General features: G+C 70.0%; 9 protein-coding genes, 1 tRNA gene and 1 rRNA gene. 10 read left to right on the plus strand and 1 reads right to left on the minus strand.

Going from position 1 to position 17,845, the window contains the following annotated elements:
* From rrf to IE242_RS32245, 3 genes are all read left to right on the plus strand, one after another.
* A 5S ribosomal RNA gene (gene rrf, locus IE242_RS39505) occupies positions 1 to 65 on the plus strand; the annotation flags it as partial.
* Between the two features lie 113 nt (positions 66 to 178).
* The gene (locus tag IE242_RS32240; RefSeq protein WP_189865952.1) at positions 179 to 841 is read left to right on the plus strand and encodes a DegT/DnrJ/EryC1/StrS family aminotransferase; all 663 of its coding nucleotides are present in this window, start codon (positions 179 to 181) and stop codon (positions 839 to 841) included.
* Between the two features lie 83 nt (positions 842 to 924).
* Positions 925 to 997, plus strand: a tRNA-Thr gene (locus tag IE242_RS32245).
* A 59-nt stretch (positions 998 to 1,056) separates the two neighbouring features.
* On the opposite strand, the gene IE242_RS32250 is transcribed toward IE242_RS32245, so the two are convergent.
* Entirely contained in the window at positions 1,057 to 3,810 is a 2,754-nt protein-coding gene (locus tag IE242_RS32250; protein WP_189865716.1) for a SpoIIE family protein phosphatase, read from the minus strand.
* A gap of 380 nt (positions 3,811 to 4,190) precedes the next feature.
* Here IE242_RS32250 and IE242_RS32255 point away from each other — a divergent pair, with 380 nt between their 5' ends.
* The 7 genes from IE242_RS32255 to IE242_RS32285 all read left to right on the plus strand — a co-directional run bounded on the left by IE242_RS32255 (position 4,191) and on the right by IE242_RS32285 (position 17,812).
* Positions 4,191 to 9,698, plus strand: a complete 5,508-nt coding sequence (locus tag IE242_RS32255) for a HAMP domain-containing protein (protein ID WP_189865719.1) — start codon at positions 4,191 to 4,193, stop codon at positions 9,696 to 9,698.
* 415 nt (positions 9,699 to 10,113) lie between these two features.
* Complete coding sequence (locus IE242_RS32260) at positions 10,114 to 10,797, plus strand: response regulator (protein WP_189865721.1); 684 nt, start codon at positions 10,114 to 10,116, stop codon at positions 10,795 to 10,797.
* 286 nt (positions 10,798 to 11,083) lie between these two features.
* Positions 11,084 to 13,816: a DNA translocase FtsK gene (locus tag IE242_RS32265; RefSeq protein ID WP_189865722.1), complete on the plus strand. Its 2,733-nt coding sequence runs from the start codon at positions 11,084 to 11,086 to the stop codon at positions 13,814 to 13,816.
* A gap of 264 nt (positions 13,817 to 14,080) precedes the next feature.
* The gene (locus IE242_RS32270; RefSeq protein WP_189865724.1) at positions 14,081 to 14,941 is read left to right on the plus strand and encodes a helix-turn-helix domain-containing protein; all 861 of its coding nucleotides are present in this window, start codon (positions 14,081 to 14,083) and stop codon (positions 14,939 to 14,941) included.
* 164 nt (positions 14,942 to 15,105) lie between these two features.
* On the plus strand, positions 15,106 to 16,578 hold the full coding sequence (gene rimO, locus IE242_RS32275) for a 30S ribosomal protein S12 methylthiotransferase RimO (protein WP_189865726.1): 1,473 nt from the start codon (positions 15,106 to 15,108) through the stop codon (positions 16,576 to 16,578).
* The gene (pgsA, locus tag IE242_RS32280) at positions 16,575 to 17,270 is read left to right on the plus strand and encodes a CDP-diacylglycerol--glycerol-3-phosphate 3-phosphatidyltransferase (protein ID WP_189865728.1); all 696 of its coding nucleotides are present in this window, start codon (positions 16,575 to 16,577) and stop codon (positions 17,268 to 17,270) included. Before rimO ends, pgsA begins: the two co-directional genes overlap by 4 nt.
* Positions 17,267 to 17,812, plus strand: a complete 546-nt coding sequence (locus tag IE242_RS32285) for a CinA family protein (RefSeq protein WP_189865730.1) — start codon at positions 17,267 to 17,269, stop codon at positions 17,810 to 17,812. Before pgsA ends, IE242_RS32285 begins: the two co-directional genes overlap by 4 nt.
* Positions 17,813 to 17,845: the final 33 nt, after the last annotated feature.

Below are 17,845 nucleotides of genomic sequence, written 5' to 3' on the forward strand. Positions count from 1 at the left end.
CTAAGCCTTACAGCGCCGATGGTACTGCAGGGGGGACCCTGTGGGAGAGTAGGACGCCGCCGAACAATTTTTGCAAGAGTTGGTCCCCGGACTTCAGTTCGGGGACCAACTCTTTTTTATTTTGTGTCACTTCGCGTTCACGTTGCGCGATCACCATCCAGTCATGGCTACCGTGGGAATGCTCAGGGCGGCGGGTATCGGTGTCGGTGACGAGGTCATCGTGCCGGCGTTCGGCAACGTCGAGGTCGCCGAGGCCGTGGCACTGACCGGTGCTGTGCCGGTTTTCGCCGACATAGATCCGGTGACGTACTGCCTCGATCCCAGAGCGGTGGACGCGGTCGTCACCCCGCAGTCGGCCGCTGTCGTCGTCGTACATCGCTTCGGCCGGTCGGCCGACGTCACGCGGTTGCGTGCCCTCGCCGAGCGGCGCGGGCTGCTGGTCCTGGAGCAGGGTGACTCCGAGGCGTCGTACGACGAGGTCGCCCAGCGCAGGGAACGGGCCGCCTACCTCGACGCCAAGCTGAGCGGGGTGCGGACGCCGGAGGAGGCCGAGGGGCACACGTACCAGCAGTACGTCGTGCGGGTGCCGGGCAACGGGCGGCCGGACCGGGACGCCTTCGCGCGCGCCGTGCGGGCGCGGGGAGTCGAGTGCCGGGTGCCGGTGAAGACTCCCGTGCACCGTATGCCGGCGTTCCGGCAGGACGTGTGTCTGCCGGAGACCGAGCGGGCCGCTGACGAAACGCTGGCGCTGCCCGTGGACGCTTCGCTGACCAGACGGGACATGCAGCGGATCGTCGCCGCGTGCAACGCGCTCGGTGGACTGCTGCAGCCCGCTTTCTGATCCCTTCGGACGCGGTTGGGAGCACGGGTCCGTTCGGGGTATGATCTATTCCGTTGCCGCGAGGGAAACCTTGAAAGCGACAGGCCCCTATAGCTCAGTCGGCAGAGCGTCTCCATGGTAAGGAGAAGGTCAACGGTTCGATTCCGTTTGGGGGCTCCGACAGAAAGGCCCCGCCCATTCGGGCGGGGCCTTTCGCGTGTTCTCAGTCCTGCTCCTCAGTCCTTCTGGAGGCCCGGTACACGCATCGCCAGAATCGCCATGTCGTCCGAGGGGGCGTCGGAGGCGAAGCGCTCGACCGCGCGCATGATGCGGGCCGCCACAGCGCCCGCCGTCAGGCCCGTACAGGCCGTCAGGACGTCCGCGAGACCGTCGTCCCCGAGCATGCGGGTGCCCTCGCGGCGTTCGGTGACGCCGTCCGTCACGCACAGCAGGACGTCGCCCGGGTCGAGCCGTACCTCCTGCTCGTACAGGTCGAGCTCTTCCATGACGCCGAGCAGCGGCTGCGGCTCGGCGGCCGGCTCGACGGTGCCGTCCTGGCGCAGGCGCAGCGGCAGCGGGTGGCCGGCGCAGACGACCTTCAGCAGCGCACCGCCGTCCTCCTGCGGCCACAGCTCGCCGTACAGCAGGGTGAGGAAGCGGCCGCGGTCGCCCTCGTCGAGGATCGCTGAGTTCAGGCGCTCCAGCACCATCGGCCCGCTCAGGCCCTCCCGGGCCAGCAGCCGGAGCGCGTGCCGGGCGAGGCCGGTGACCGCGGCCGCGTTCGGGCCCGTACCGCAGACGTCGCCGATGGCGAAGCCGTACGCGCCGTCGCGGATCGGGAACAGGTCGTAGAAGTCGCCGCCGACCTCGTTGCCCTCGCCCGCCGCCCGGTAGATGACGTCGACCTCCACGCCGTCGATGTCCGGCAGGCCGGGCGGGAGCAGGCTGCGCTGGAGGGACTGGCTGATGGCCATGCGCTCCGAGTACAGGCGGGCGTTGTCCAGGGCCAGGGCGGCCCGGCGGCTGAGGTCCTCGGCCAGTTCCAGGATCTCCTGGCGGAAGTGCTCGTCCGTGGGCTTGCCCAGCGTCAGCATGCCGATCACGCGGTTGCGGGCCACGAGGGGCAGGACGACCGTCTCGCCGCCCACCGCGGCGGCCGTCGCCAGTGTCGTACCGATGCCCGAGCTGACCGTGGCGGGCTCGTTCAGGCCCAGGCTGCGCATGGACTGGCGCAGTGCCGCCTGGTGGGCCGCCTCGGCGGGGGCCGACCAGATCCGGGCGCCGGGGGTAGGGATCGGCTCCGGCGGGCGGATCTTCGACAGGAGGGCCTTGAGGCCGTCGATGCGCTCCTCGTCCTCGTGGAGAACGTACGAGAGGTACGGCTCCGAGGCCTGGTCGGCGATCGTGTAGACCGCGCACCAGGTGGCGAGGGTCGGGATGGTCATCTGGGCCATCAGGGCCAGGGTCTGGTCGCGGTCCAAGGTGCCCGCGAGCAGGTCGGACGCCTCGACCAGGAAGCTGAGCGAACCGCGGCGCAGCCGCTCCAGCTCGCCCAGGCGGGCCGACTCCACGGCGAGCGCGATGCGGTCGGCGGCGAACTGCAGCCGCAGCGCCTCCTCGTTGGAGTAGCGGCCGGAGGCCTCCGCCGCGACGCCCAGCGAGCCCGTGAGACGGCCCTCGACCTTGAGCGGGACCGTGACCACCGAACGCATGCCCGTGCCGTTGAGCAGGGGTACGGCGCCGGGGACGGCCGTGAGGTCGTCGTGGACCGCGGGCATGCGGGCCGAGCCGTAGCGGCCGGGGCCGGCCTCCACGGGCACGCGGGCGAAGCGCTGGCGGGCGGAGGGCAGGCCGGTGGAGGCGCGCACCTCCAGCTCCGTCTCGTCGTCGGTGGCCAGGAGCAGGAAGGCCGCGTCGCTGTCGAGCATGTCGCGTGCGCGTTCGACGGTGCGCTGGAGCAGGCCGTCCAGGTCGTCGGGGGCGGGCGAGCCGATGAAGACCTCGAAGGGGTCCGCGCTCGGGCTCTCGGACGCGGTCGCCGCGTCGGAGGACGAGCCCCGCAGCGGAGTCTGCAGGACGGCGCGCTCGTGGTCCCGTACGAGCAGACAGACCGTGGACGGATCGCCGTCCGTGTCGCGTACGCGCAGGTGGGAGGCGTAGACGGGGGTCACGCGGCCGTTGGCGCCGCGGATGCCGTAGCTGCCTTCCCAGCGGGAGAGCTGAAGGGCCTCGGCGATGCCGGTGCTGGTGCCCGGGGTGTGCGGCCAGGCGGCGAGGTCGGTGAGGGGCTTGCCGACGACCTGCTCGGCGGGGTAGCCGAAGAGTTCCTCGGCGTCCTCGTTCCAGGCGCTGAGCGCGCCCGTGCGGTCGATCTGGACGACCGCGACACGTACCCGGCCGTCGGTGAGCGGCAGGAGTTCCGCCGGCAGCGAGGGGCCGGCGGCGCGGGTGCCCACCGGGCGTTCGGGGAGATCGAGCTGGAACCAGACCTGCTTCTGCGTGGGCGTGTACTCGACACCCCAGCGGGCGGCCAGAGCCGCGCAGAGCTGCAGGCCGCGGCCGCCCTCACGGTCGGGGCTGCCCATGCTGACGGCTTCGGCCTGGAGGGGAATCTCACGTTCGGGATATCTGTCGGCGACCTCGATGCGGACGCCGTCGTCGGTGCGCAGGCACAGGACGTCGGCCGAGGTGCCCGCGTGCACCACCGCGTTGGTGACCAGCTCGCTGGTGAGGACCACGGCGTCGTCGACGATGTCGGCGAAGCCCCAGCCCTGGAGGGTGTCGCGGACGAAGGAGCGGGCGGTCGCGACCGATCGCCCGACGGGCTCGAAACTGGCGGCCGCGCGCGCGGTGATCACAGAACTCCTTGTCCGGGTGTCTGCCTGCGGGTGTCCGCAGCCGACCCGCTCCTGCGGGGGCAGAAGCAGAGAATGGTGCTCCGTCGGCCGAGGTTCCTGGGGCGCTCCCCCAGGATGCAGTCCGGTGGTCATGGTGCGGCCGCCCCTCCGATGCCTGCCCGCTCGTGCTCGTGCCACCGCCCAGGCCGGACGGGCCGGCACGGCTGGACAGCCGCATGCAAGGTTACTTACCTTCGCCGTCCATGCGGATGCCGGTCGCCTGTGATTCCGCCCCGGGCGTGCGGACGATGTGCGAAGCTGCCGAACTGTTATGGCCTGGTTCAGCCATGGTGAAACACTGGGCAAGCTTCTAGGGAAGGTCCGGCCAGGTCGAGTGCCTTCCGTACAAGCGGGCAGCAGCATTCCGGCGGGTCCTGGTATATCGAGGCGGCGCCGCGCGGCCGTGCGCGGCACGCCGAGCAGCACCTGAAACACGCAGAGCAGTGATGGTCGACCCCTGCGGGAGGGACACAGTGGAGTCTGGCGCAGCGGCGCGGGGCACGAAGACGCGCGCGAAAGGCGGACAGTCCCTGGGCAGCAGTAAGCGCACACCGCGCAACGGCACCACCGCAGTGGACACGGCGTCCCTGAACCGGCTGCTCGCGGCCCTGGAGGCGGTCCGCGACGGCAACTTCCGCAAGCGCTTGCCGGTCACCGGCGACGGCGTGATGTCGGAGATCGCGGCCGTGTTCAACGAGGTGGCCGACCGCAATCTGCATCTGACCGGTGAGCTGTCGCGCGTGCGGCGTGTGGTGGGCCGTGAGGGCAAGCTGACCGAGCGGCTGGAGACGGGCGCCTGCGAGGGGTCCTGGGCGGCGGCGATCGACGCCTCCAACGCGCTGGTCGACGATCTGGCGCGGCCCGTGTCCGAGGTCGGCCGGGTGCTGTCGGCGGTGGCCGAGGGCGATCTGTCGCAGCGCATGGAGCTGCGGGCGCTGAGCACGGACGGGAACGGGCATCCGCTGCGCGGGGAGTTCCTCAAGGTCGGGCGCACGGTCAACAATCTGGTGGACCAGCTGTCGACGTTCACCGACGAGGTCACGCGGGTGGCCAGCGAGGTGGGCACCGAGGGCAAGCTGGGCGGCCAGGCGCGGGTGCGCGGGATGTCCGGTTCGTGGAAGGACCTGACCGACTCCGTCAACACGATGGCGTACCGGCTCACCGCGCAGGTGCGGGACATCGCGCTGGTGACGACGGCGGTCGCCAAGGGCGATCTGTCGCGCAAGGTCACGGTGCACGTGGCCGGCGAGATGCTGGAGCTGAAGAACACCGTCAACACGATGGTGGACCAGCTGTCCTCGTTCTCGTCCGAGGTGACGCGCGTTGCGCGCGAGGTGGGCGTCGAGGGTGAGCTGGGCGGCCAGGCGCAGGTCCCGGGCGTGGCCGGCGTCTGGAAGGACCTCACCGACTCGGTGAACCTGATGGCCGGCAACCTCACGGCCCAGGTACGTGGGATCGCGCAGGTGACCACCGCCGTCGCCAACGGTGACCTGTCACGGAAGGTGACCGTGAGTGCGCGCGGCGAGGTCGCGCAGCTCGCCGAGACGATCAACCAGATGACCGAGACGCTGCGGACGTTCGCGGACGAGGTCACGCGGGTCGCCAACGAGGTCGGCGGAGAGGGCCGCCTCGGCGGTCAGGCGAACGTGCCGGGCGCGGCCGGGACGTGGAAGGACCTCACGGACTCCGTCAACACGGTCTTCCGGAACCTGACCACGCAGGTGAGGGACATCGCGGCGGTGACGACGGCCGTGGCAAACGGTGATCTGTCGCAGAAGGTCACCGTCGACGTCGCCGGCGAGATGCTGGAGCTCAAGAACACCGTCAACACGATGGTGGACCAGCTCTCCTCGTTCGGCGCCGAGGTCACGCGCGTGGCCCGGGAGATCGGCGTCGAGGGTGAGCTGGGCGGCCAGGCGCAGGTGCCGGGCGCGGCCGGGACCTGGAAGGACCTCACGGACTCCGTCAATACGGCGTTCCGCAACCTCACCGGACAGGTGAGGAACATCGCCCAGGTGACGACGGCGGTGGCCAACGGCGACCTCTCGCAGAAGGTCACCGTCGACGTGTCCGGCGAGATGCTCCAGCTGAAGAACACCGTCAACACGATGGTGGACCAGCTGTCGAGCTTCGCCGACCAGGTCACCCGTATGGCCCGGGACGTGGGCACGGAGGGCCGCCTCGGCGGTCAGGCGCGCGTGGACGGCGTGTCGGGCACGTGGAAGGAGCTCACCGACTCCGTCAACTTCATGGCGGGGAACCTGACCTCGCAGGTGCGGCAGATCGCCCAGGTGACGACGGCGGTGGCGCGCGGTGATCTGTCGCAGAAGATCGACGTGGACGCGCGCGGGGAGATCCTCGAGCTGAAGAACACCATCAATACGATGGTCGACCAGCTCTCCGCGTTCGCCGACCAAGTGACACGTGTGGCGCGTGAGGTGGGTACGGAGGGCCGGCTCGGCGGTCAGGCGCAGGTGCCCGGTGTCGCCGGTGTGTGGCGGGACCTCACCGACTCCGTGAACGGCATGGCGGGCAACCTCACCGCCCAGGTGCGCAACATCGCGCAGGTCGCGACGGCGGTGGCGCGCGGTGATCTGTCGCAGAAGATCGACGTGGACGCGCGCGGGGAGATCCTCGAGCTGAAGAACACCCTCAACACGATGGTGGACCAGCTGTCCAACTTCGCCGAGCAGGTCACGCGCGTGGCCCGTGAGGTGGGCACCGAGGGCATGCTCGGCGGCCAGGCCGAGGTCCAGGGTGTCTCCGGCACCTGGAAGGACCTCACGCAGTCCGTGAACGGCATGGCCAACAACCTGACCATGCAGGTGCGGAACATCGCCGAGGTCACGACGGCGGTCGCCAACGGCGATCTGTCGAAGAAGATCACGGTCGACGCCAAGGGCGAGATCCTCGAGCTCGTCACGACCGTCAACACGATGGTGGACCAGCTGTCCAACTTCGCCGAGCAGGTGACCCGCGTGGCCCGCGAGGTGGGTACGGAGGGCCAGCTGGGCGGCCAGGCCCGGGTGCCCGGCGTCTCCGGCATCTGGAAGGACCTGACGGACAACGTCAACGTCATGGCCAACAACCTGACCGGCCAGGTGCGCAACATCTCGCAGGTCGCCACCGCGGTCGCCAACGGTGACCTCACCAAGAAGGTCACCGTCGAGGCCAGCGGCGAGGTGGCCCAGCTCGCCGACACCGTCAACACGATGGTGAAGACCCTGAGCTCGTTCGCCGACCAGGTGACCCGGGTGGCCCGCGAGGTGGGCACGGACGGCATCCTCGGCGGTCAGGCGCGCGTGCCGGGCGTGTCCGGCACGTGGAAGGACCTCACCGAGTCCGTGAACCAGATGGCGTCCAACCTGACCGGCCAGGTGCGCAACATCGCGATGGTCACCACGGCCATCGCCAAGGGCGACCTGACGAAGAAGATCGACATCGACGCGCGCGGGGAGATCCTGGAGCTCAAGACCACGATCAACACGATGGTCGACCAGCTCTCGTCCTTCGCCGAGGAGGTCACCCGGGTCGCTCGTGAGGTGGGCACGGAGGGCCAGCTGGGCGGCCAGGCGCGCGTGCGTGACGTCGACGGCACCTGGCGCGACCTCACCGAGTCGGTGAACGAGATGGCCGGGAACCTGACCCGGCAGGTGCGTGCCATCGCGCGCGTGGCCACCGCGGTGACCCGCGGCGACCTCAACCTGAAGATCGACGTGGATGCCTCGGGCGAGATCCAGGAGCTTCAGGACTACATCAACAAGATGATCGCCAACCTGCGCGACACCACGATCGCCAACAAGGAGCAGGACTGGCTCAAGGGCAATCTCGCCCGGATCTCCGCGCTGATGCAGGGCCGCCGCGACCTGGAGGACGTGGCCTCGCTGATCATGAGCGAGCTGACGCCCGTGGTCTCCGCGCAGCACGGCGCGTTCTTCCTCGCCCTGCCGCTGGTCGACGGCAAGGACCTCAAGGACCTCGGCACCGGGGACGACGACGCGTACGAGCTGCGCATGCTCGGGTCGTACGGCTACTCCATGGGCTCCATGCCGACGTCGTTCCACCCGGGTGAGGGGCTCATCGGGACGGCCGCCAAGGAGAAGCGCACGATCCTGGTGGCGAACGCGCCGAGCGGCTACCTGAAGATTTCGTCCGGTCTCGGCGAGGCGCCCCCGGCCCAGGTCATCGTGCTTCCGGTGCTCTTCGAGGGGACCGTGCTCGGCGTCATCGAGCTGGCCTCGTTCACGCCGTTCACGCAGATCCAGAAGGACTTCCTGAACCAGATCGCCGAGATGATCGCGACCAGCGTCAACACCATCTCCGTCAATACCAAGACCGAGGTACTGCTGAAGCAGTCCCAGGAGCTCACCGAGCAGCTCCAGCTGCGGTCGGAGGAGCTGGAGCAGCGGCAGAAGGCCCTGCAGGCGTCCAACGCCGAGCTGGAGGAGAAGGCCGAGCTGCTGGCCCGGCAGAACCGCGACATCGAGGTCAAGAACACCGAGATCGAGGAAGCGCGTCAGGTGCTGGAGGAGCGCGCGGAGCAGCTCGCCGTCTCCATGCGCTACAAGAGCGAGTTCCTGGCGAACATGTCGCACGAGCTGCGCACCCCGCTCAACTCGCTGCTGATCCTCGCCAAGCTGCTCGCCGACAACCCGGAGACGAACCTCACCCCCAAGCAGCTCGAGTTCGCCGAAACGATCCACGGTGCGGGCTCCGACCTGCTCCAGCTGATCAACGACATCCTCGACCTGTCCAAGGTCGAGGCGGGCAAGATGGACGTCTCCCCGACGCGCATCGCGCTCGTGCAGCTCGTCGACTACGTGGAGGCCACCTTCCGCCCGCTGACCGCGGAGAAGGGCCTGGACTTCTCGGTGCGGGTCTCGCCGGAGCTGCCCGCCACGCTGCACACCGACGAGCAGCGTCTGCTGCAGGTGCTGCGGAACCTGCTGTCGAACGCCGTGAAGTTCACCGACACCGGCGCCGTCGAGCTGGTGATCCGGCCCGCCGGCGCGGACGTGCCCGCGGCCATCCGGGAGCAGCTGCTGGAGGCCGGCTCGCTGCGGGACGCGGACGCCGACCTGATCGCGTTCTCCGTCGCCGACACCGGCATCGGTATCGCGGCCAGCAAGATGCGGGTCATCTTCGAGGCCTTCAAACAGGCGGACGGCACCACGAGCCGCAAGTACGGCGGTACGGGCCTCGGGCTGTCCATCTCGCGGGAGATCGCGCGTCTGCTGGGCGGTGAGATCCACGCCCAGAGCGAGCCCGGCCGCGGTTCCACGTTCACCCTGTACCTGCCGCTGCACCCGAGCGAGCTGCCGCCGCAGGGGTACACGCAGTCCGCGCCCGCCATGGAGGCCGGCGAACTGGTGGAGGCCGAGGCGGGGGCGCTCACGCCGTCCGACATCGAGACGCCGGCCGAGGTGAAGTCGTACCAGGCGACGCAGAACGGGCCCGCCGCGCTCTTCAGGCGGCGCCGCAGGACACTGCCGGCGGTCGAGCGGCGCGGTACCCAGCAGGCCGCGCCCGCGGCGTCCGCCGGGCAGGAGGAGTGGTCGCCCAACGGCCAGGAGCCGGCTGCCCAGCCGCGCCGGTCGATCCGCTTCGACAGCGAGAAGGTGCTGATCGTCGACGACGACATCCGCAATGTCTTCGCGCTGACCAGCGTCCTGGAGCAGCACGGCCTGTCGGTGCTGTACGCGGAGAACGGCCGTGAGGGGATCGAGGTCCTGGAACAGCACGAGGACGTGGCGGTCGTCCTGATGGACATCATGATGCCCGAGATGGACGGATATGCCACGACGACGGCGATCCGGCGGATGCCCCAGTTCGCCGGGCTGCCGATCGTCGCGCTGACGGCCAAGGCGATGAAGGGCGACAGGGAGAAGGCCATCGAGTCGGGCGCCTCCGACTACGTCACCAAGCCGGTGGACCCCGATCATCTGCTCTCCGTGATGGAGCAGTGGATGCGGGGCGAGTGACGGGTGTGTTCCGGCACACAGGCGCATTCCGGACGGTCCCGAGCGCTGCCGGGCGGGCCTTCGGGCGCCCCGGGAGCGCCCGGATGAAGGGTCGCCGGGCGCCGGGAACGTATGGCCGAAAGCCGGTCCCGGGGTGGCCGGTTGCCGCCCCTCGGGACAGGCCCGGCATAACTGACTGTGGTGGAAGCCGTGTAGAAGTGCGGGATTCGGGGAACCTTCTGGTCCCCCGCTACGTTTCTGCTACGTGCACGGTGACATGGCGGTGACAGGGTGTGTCGACAAGCGGGGTACGGCTACGATGACCGGCACAAGGACGGGCGGCACAAGGAAGTCGTCCCTTGGGACGGCTCCCGGAAGTGCCGCTCCAGGTCCTGCGGACAGGGGAGGCCCCAAGCCGGGGCGAGGAGGGCGGGCCATGGTACAGAAGGCCAAGATCCTCCTGGTCGATGACCGGCCGGAGAATCTGCTGGCGCTGGAGGCCATTCTCTCCGCGCTCGATCAGACGCTGGTACGGGCATCGTCCGGGGAGGAAGCGCTTAAAGCGCTGCTGACGGACGACTTCGCGGTCATCCTGCTGGACGTCCAGATGCCGGGCATGGACGGTTTCGAAACGGCCGCGCACATCAAGCGGCGAGAGAGGACCCGGGACATCCCGATCATCTTCCTCACCGCCATCAACCACGGTCCGCACCACACCTTCCGCGGGTACGCGGCGGGCGCGGTCGACTACATCTCCAAGCCGTTCGACCCCTGGGTGCTGCGCGCCAAGGTCTCCGTCTTCGTCGAGCTGTACATGAAGAACTGCCAGCTCAAGGAGCAGGCAGCGCTGCTGCGGCTGCAGCTGGAGGGGGGCGGCAGGCCTGCCGTGGGCGACGGCAAGGAGCCGGCCGGGATCCTCGCCGAGCTCTCCGCGCGGCTCGCCGCCGTGGAGGAGCAGGCAGAGGCGCTGTCCAAACAGCTGGACGACGAGTCGGCGGACGCCGCGTTGGTGGCCACGGCAGCCCACCTCGAACGGAAGCTGACGGGGCTGCGCCGCGCACTGGACGCCCTGGAACCGGGCACGGGCAGCGGTGCCGCGTCCGTACCGTCGCAGAACTGACCGCGGTAACGACACAGCACCGACAGCGGGACTGGCTCAGCGCCGACGGCGGAACCGCGGAAGAACCCAGCCTCGCCGTCGCGCAGGCGCACCGGCCACTGCGGGACGCACACGCCGCGCGCCGCACACGCTGCGCGCCGCGTTGCGCCAAGCGGCGTAAGCCCTGTGAGGGTGAGTCAAGGGCCCTAGGTGCCGCGTCAGTTTCCCGTATCCCCAGAGCCGACACGAACGGGTGAAGCAGTGGGCACGCGTGTCCGTTGTGGTCTTCACCGGTAATCTCGCCCTCATGGCCTCACGTCAGTCCGCCGCCAAGAAGGCGCCCGCCAAGAAAGCGGCCGCTCCCGCGAAGGCTCCGGCGAAGAAGGCCCCCGCGAAGAGGACCGCCGCGAAGAAGGCGCCCGCCAAGAAGGCCGCGGCGAAGAAGGCGGCTCCGAAGCAGCCGGCACCCAGTCCGACCGGGGGCGTGTACCGGCTCGTACGCGCCGTATGGCTCGGTGCCGCGCATGCCGTCGGCGCCGTGTTCCGGGGCATAGGGCAGGGCGCGCGGAATCTCGATCCGGCGCACCGTAAGGACGGCGTCGCGCTGCTGCTGCTCGCTCTCGCGCTGATCGTCGCCGCCGGCACCTGGTCCAGCCTGCAGGGCCCGGTCGGCGACCTCGTCGAGATGCTCGTCACCGGGACCTTCGGCCGGCTCGACCTGCTCGTGCCGATCCTCCTCGGGGTCATCGCCGTACGGTTCATCCGCCATCCCGAGAAGCCCGAGGCCAACGGGCGCATCGTCATCGGTCTGTCCGCCCTCGTCATCGGCGTGCTCGGACAGGTGCACATCGCGTGCGGGTCGCCCGCGCGCAGCGACGGCATACAGGGGATACAGGACGCCGGCGGCCTCATCGGCTGGGGCGTGGCGACTCCGCTGACGTTCACCATGGGCGAGGTGCTCGCCGTACCGCTGCTCGTGCTGCTCACGGTCTTCGGGCTGCTCGTCGTCACGGCGACCCCGGTGAACGCCATCCCGCAACGGCTGCGGCTGCTCGGCCAGAAGCTCGGCATCGTGCAGGAGGACGCCGGCCGGAACCTCACCGAGGACGACGAGCGGTACGAGGAGCAGTGGCGCGAGGCGTTGCCCGCGCGCTCCCGCCGCCGCGGTACCGGCCCGCAGGCGTACGACCCCGACGACGCCGAGCAGGAGGCGCTCTCCAAGCGCCGTGGACGGTCCCGGCGCTCCGGGGCGTCGCAGCCCGACCCGAACCGCCCGAAGGGCCCTGTGGACGTCGCCGCGGCCGCCGCCGCCGAGCTCGACGGCGCCGTGCTGCACGGCATGCCGCCCTCGCCGCTCGTCGCCGACCTCACCCAGGGCGTCACCGCCGAGCGCACCGGGCGCGAGGAGACGACGCCCGTACCGGCGGCGCGCTCCAACGAGCCCCGGCCGCCCGCCAAGGCGCCCCAGGAGGAGCAGTCGAGCGCCGGGGTCCCGGACCTCACCAAGGCTCCCCCCGAGGCGCCTCGCGACCTGCCCGCGCGCGCGGAGCAGCTCCAGCTCTCCGGCGACATCACCTACGCGCTGCCGTCCCTGGACCTGCTGGAGCGCGGGGGCCCCGGCAAGGCGCGCAGCGCGGCCAACGACGCCGTCGTCGACTCGCTCACCACCGTCTTCACCGAGTTCAAGGTGGACGCCCGGGTCACCGGCTTCACCCGCGGCCCGACGGTCACCCGGTACGAGGTCGAGCTCGGCCCGGCCGTGAAGGTCGAGCGGATCACGGCGCTCACCAAGAACATCGCGTATGCCGTCGCCAGTCCCGACGTGCGGATCATCAGCCCCATCCCCGGCAAGTCCGCGGTCGGCATCGAGATCCCCAACACCGACCGCGAGATGGTCAACCTCGGCGACGTGCTGCGGCTCGCGGAGTCCGCGGAGGACGACGACCCGATGCTGGTCGCGTTCGGCAAGGACGTCGAGGGCGGCTACGTCATGCACTCGCTGGCGAAGATGCCGCACATGCTGGTCGCAGGCGCCACCGGCTCCGGCAAGTCGTCCTGCATCAACTGCCTGATCACCTCGGTCATGATGCGGGCGACACCCGAGGACGTCCGGATGATCCTGGTCGACCCCAAGCGGGTCGAGCTGACCGCGTACGAGGGCATCCCGCACCTGATCACGCCCATCATCACCAACCCGAAGCGGGCCGCCGAGGCGCTCCAGTGGGTCGTACGGGAGATGGACCTCAGGTACGACGACCTGGCGGCCTACGGCTACCGGCACATCGACGACTTCAACCGCGCGGTGCGCGAGGGCAAGGTCACGCCGCCGGAGGGCAGCGAGCGCGAGCTCCAGCCGTATCCGTACCTCCTGGTGATCGTCGACGAGCTGGCCGACCTGATGATGGTGGCGCCCCGGGACGTCGAGGACGCGATCGTGCGCATCACGCAGCTCGCGCGCGCGGCCGGTATCCATCTGGTGCTCGCCACGCAGCGGCCGTCCGTGGATGTCGTCACCGGCCTGATCAAGGCGAACGTGCCGTCCCGGCTCGCCTTCGCCACCTCCTCGCTCGCCGACTCGCGGGTCATCCTGGACCAGCCCGGCGCCGAGAAGCTGATCGGTAAGGGCGACGGGCTGTTCCTGCCGATGGGCGCGAACAAGCCGACCCGTATGCAGGGCGCGTTCGTGACCGAGGAAGAGGTCGCGGCCGTCGTCCGGCACTGCAAGGACCAGATGACGCCCGTCTTCCGGGACGACGTCGTGGTCGGCACCAAGCAGAAGAAGGAGATCGACGAGGACATCGGCGACGACCTCGACCTGCTGTGCCAGGCGGCCGAGCTGGTCGTCTCCACGCAGTTCGGCTCCACCTCGATGCTCCAGCGCAAGCTGCGCGTGGGCTTCGCCAAGGCGGGGCGGCTGATGGACCTGATGGAGTCACGGGGCATCGTGGGTCCCAGCGAGGGCTCCAAGGCGCGGGACGTGCTGATCAAGCCCGATGACCTGGACGGTGTGCTGGCGACGCTCCGTGGGGAGGATTCCTAGAGGGGGCCGGTCGTCGGCCGGTTCCGCACGCGTACGTGGACCGCGGGCGGGTAGGCGAATGTGACTCACCCGTGAGGAACCGGTGGGCAACCGTTTCCCTCCGGCGTACGTCAAGTTGAGGGAGGGGACACTACTGTCCCACCTTCAGGATGTCCGGCCATTCTGATGGCGTACAAAGTCCTACCGCCCGGTTGCCCCACCCTTTTGCACCCCCCCTAGACTGAACCTCCAGCACAGGTGGCTACACCCTCGAAAGGCGCCCCCGTGTCCATCGGCAATCCCTCTGACGGCAACTCCCCTGAAGACGAGCGTCCGTTCGAAAATGAGCAGGACGACCACGAGGCGGAACGCCCCTCGATCGGACGCGCCCTGCAGCAGGCGCGCCTCGCGGCCGGGCTGACCGTCGATGACATCACCAACGCCACCCGGGTACGCATTGCCATCGTGCACGCGATCGAACAGGACGACTTCGCCCCCTGCGGCGGCAACGTCTACGCGCGCGGGCACATCCGCACCCTCGCGCGCGCGGTGCACATCGACCCCGAGCCACTGCTCGCCCAGTACGAGGCCGAACACGGCGGACGGCCCGCGCCCACTCCGGCGGCCCCGCTCTTCGAGGCGGAGCGGATCCGTCCCGAGCGCCGCGGCCCCAACTGGACCGCCGCCATGGTGGCCGCCATCGTCGCGGTGATCGGCTTCGTCGGCTTCACCCTGTTCGGCGGCGACGACGGGGACGGCGGCAGGACACAGGTCGCCGAGGGATCCACGCCGACGGCGAGCAAGCCCGCCACGTCCACGCCGAAGACCGAGAAGCCCGAGACGGAGCCGGAGCCGTCGGACAGCGCCATCGCGGCCGCGCCCCGCGACAAGGTGACCGTCCAGGTGAGCGCCGTCGACGGCCGCAGCTGGATCTCCGCCAAGGACCACAACGGCCGGCTGCTGTTCGACGGGCTGATGGAGCAGGGCGACTCCAAGACCTTCCAGGACCAGCAGAAGATCGATCTTGTCCTCGGCGACGCGGGCGCGATCCAGCTGTACGTCAACGGGAAGAAGATCGAGGACGAATTCCGAGCGGGTGCCGTCGAGCGCCTGACGTACACCAAGGGAGACCCCGAGGCCGGATAGGCCTCGTGCCGGGAGACGGCCCGACGACCTGGTGGACAGGGGGACGGCCGGACGACCCGACGCGCACGGACGCCGCACAGGATCGGACAGGGGGCACGGGGTTGGCCGGGATCGGCCAACCCCGTCGACATGGGCCGTCAGTGGGACGAAGTACTCTTGAGCCCATGCCTGAACGCCGTACCGTCGCACTCGTCACTCTTGGCTGCGCCCGTAACGAGGTGGACTCGGAGGAGCTCGCAGGCCGCTTGGAGGCGGACGGCTGGGAGCTGGTGGAGGACGCCGAGGACGCGGACGTCGCCGTGGTCAACACGTGCGGCTTCGTCGAGGCCGCCAAGAAGGACTCCGTGGACGCGCTCCTGGAGGCCAACGACCTCAAGGGACACGGCAGAACCCAGGCCGTCGTCGCCGTCGGCTGCATGGCCGAGCGGTACGGCAAGGAGCTGGCCCAGGCGCTGCCCGAGGCCGACGGCGTGCTCGGGTTCGACGACTACGCGAACATCTCCGACCGGCTCCAGACGATCCTGTCCGGCGGCATCCACGCCTCGCACACCCCGCAGGACCGGCGCAAGCTGCTGCCGATCAGCCCCGCCGAGCGGCAGACCGCGGGTGCGGACATCGCCCTCCCCGGGCACGCCCCGGTCGACCTCCCGGAGGGCCTCGCCCCGGCCTCGGGGCCCCGGGCGCCGCTGCGCCGCCGACTGGACGGTTCGCCCGTCGCCTCGGTGAAGCTCGCCTCCGGCTGCGACCGACGGTGCTCCTTCTGCGCCATCCCGTCCTTCCGCGGCTCCTTCATCTCGCGCCGCCCCAGCGATGTCCTCAACGAGACGCGCTGGCTCGCCGAGCAGGGCGTCAAGGAGATCATGCTGGTCTCCGAGAACAACACCTCGTACGGCAAGGACCTCGGCGACATCCGGCTGCTGGAGTCGCTGCTGCCCGAGCTCGCCGAGGTGGACGGCATCGAGCGGGTGCGCGTCAGCTACCTCCAGCCCGCCGAGATGCGGCCCGGGCTCATCGACGTGCTCACCTCCACGCCCAAGGTCGCGCCCTACTTCGACCTGTCCTTCCAGCACTCCGCGCCCGGCGTGCTGCGCGCGATGCGGCGCTTCGGCGACACCGACCGCTTCCTGGAGCTGCTCGACACCATCCGCTCCAAGGCCCCGCAGGCCGGTGCCCGCTCCAACTTCATCGTGGGCTTCCCCGGCGAGACCGAGGACGACCTGGCGGAGCTGGAGCGCTTCCTGAACGGTGCGCGGCTGGACGCGATCGGTGTCTTCGGTTACTCCGACGAGGAGGGCACCGAGGCCGCGACGTACGAGAACAAACTGGACGAGGACGTCGTCGCCGAGCGTCTCGCGCGCGTGTCCCGGCTGGCGGAGGAGCTGGTCTCGCAGCGCGCCGAGGAGCGCGTCGGTGAGACGCTCCAGGTGCTCGTCGAGTCGGTCGACGGCGAGGACGGCGCATACGGCCGTGCCGCGCACCAGGCGCCCGAGACGGACGGCCAGGTGCTGTTCACGAGCCGCGAGGGGCTCGCTGTCGGCCTCATGGTCGAGGCGAAGGTGGTCGGCACGGAGGGCGTCGACCTGGTGGCCGAGCCGCTTCCGGGGGCGGCGGCGGCCGGCGAGGAGGCGGCCAGATGACGGGAGTCCCGGCACCCGCGGCGGGTGAGTCCTCCAGCGCCCCGGGCGCCCAGGGGGATGCCAAGCCCGTGCGCGGCGGGAAGCTGGGCGCCGCCGCCGTCAATCAGGCCAGCCTCTGGAACATCGCCAACCTCCTGACGATGCTGAGGCTGCTCCTCGTGCCCGGCTTCGTCGTGCTGATGCTGATGGACGGCGGGTACGACCCGGTCTGGCGCGCCTGGGCCTGGGCGGCCTTCGCCGTCGCCATGATCACCGATGTCTTCGACGGGCACCTGGCGCGCACGTACAACCTCGTCACCGACTTCGGGAAGATCGCCGATCCCATAGCCGACAAGGCGATCATGGGAGCGGCGCTGATCTGCCTCTCCTCGCTGGGCGACCTGCCGTGGTGGGTGACCGGTGTCATCCTCGGCCGGGAACTCGGCATCACCCTGCTGCGTTTCCTCGTCATCCGGTACGGGGTCATCCCCGCGAGCCGCGGCGGCAAGATGAAGACGCTGGCGCAGGGCACCGCCGTGGGGATGTACGTACTGGCACTGACGGGGCCCCTGGCGACCCTGAGGTTCTGGGTGATGGTTGTGGCGGTCGCCCTGACCGTGGTGACCGGACTCGACTATGTAAGACAGGCCATTGTGCTGCGCAGGCGCGGAATGGCCGAGCGGGAGGCCGCGTTGAAGGAGACGGAGCGGTGAGCTCCACGGCCGCCGACGTGCTGCGACTACTCACAGCGAGGGGTGAGACCCTTGCTGTCGCCGAGTCGCTGACCGGCGGCCTGGTGGCCGCGGAGATCACCGCGACCCCCGGGGCCTCCCAGGCCTTCCGGGGTTCGGTGACCGCCTACGCCACCGCTCTCAAGCGGGAACTGCTCGGCGTCGACGGCACCCTGCTGGCCACGCGCGGCGCGGTGGATCCGCAGGTCGCGGCCCAGATGGCGGCCGGTGTACGGAAGGCGCTCGGCGCGGACTGGGGGATCGCGACCACCGGAGTCGCCGGGCCCGACCCCCAGGACGGACAGCCGGTGGGAACGGTCTTCGTCGCAGTCGACGGGCCTGCCGACACGGATTCCGGCGGTCGCGGTGGCGGGAAAGTGTCCTCGCTGCGGTTGAACGGCGACCGGGCGGAAATTCGTAGGGAGAGTGTACGGAGCGTACTCGCACTGCTCCTGACAGAGCTTGCGGGCGAACAGACCGGGAATGAGCGGACACAGGATACGGAACAGAACGGGGGGACTTGATGTTTGCAGCCCTGAGTGAACACGACAGCGCTC

It is taken from the genome of Streptomyces poonensis (genome assembly GCF_014650915.1).
Lineage (GTDB): Bacteria > Actinomycetota > Actinomycetes > Streptomycetales > Streptomycetaceae > Streptomyces > Streptomyces poonensis.